This window comes from Vibrio sp. 10N.222.48.A3, assembly GCF_041475345.1.
Classification (GTDB): Bacteria; Pseudomonadota; Gammaproteobacteria; order Enterobacterales; family Vibrionaceae; genus Vibrio; species Vibrio tasmaniensis_A.
Genome location: NZ_JBFRVX010001634.1, coordinates 1 through 539 on the forward strand (window position 1 = coordinate 1; position 539 = coordinate 539).

At 37.1% G+C, this 539-nt stretch carries 1 pseudogene; it reads left to right on the plus strand.

Features of this window, described 5'->3' with window-relative positions:
• A pseudogene (locus AB4653_RS28170) lies at positions 1-237 on the plus strand (response regulator); the annotation flags it as partial.
• Positions 238-539 lie beyond the last annotated feature (302 nt).

Below are 539 nucleotides of genomic sequence, written 5' to 3' on the forward strand. Positions count from 1 at the left end.
CTGCTGCTCACCGGGCAAGCTGGGCTAGAAGATACCGTCACAGCAATTAACAACGCGGCGCTTGATTTTTATATTTCAAAACCTTGGCAAGGCGATCAACTTAGAGACACGATTACTCAACAACTGACAGACTATGTCATTGCAAACGACAAGCAGTTGTTAAACTGGACTTCCATTTTAGATACTGAGCGAATACTGACATCAATGTCAGACAAGCGAACTAGTTTCAGTGAATAGCGATAGGTTGGTAAATAGAGGTTGTTTGATGAATAGTGATTAGATGATGAATAGCGATTAGTTAGTCGCGATGCATCTTTGACACTAAGTGTATTTTGTATAACAGCGAGTAAATTAAGTGTATCTAATAGTTATCGATAACAAGTGAATGGATACTAGATTTTGTTAAATAACCCTAAAACATGAGATCTCTGTAACAGAGCAGTACTTTACTTGCTTGTTTTTTAGCTAAATGACAAATGAATAGCATTTTTATGGGTTACTTTTCCGCGAGTTAGATTAAACTGTCTCAATGTTTATGG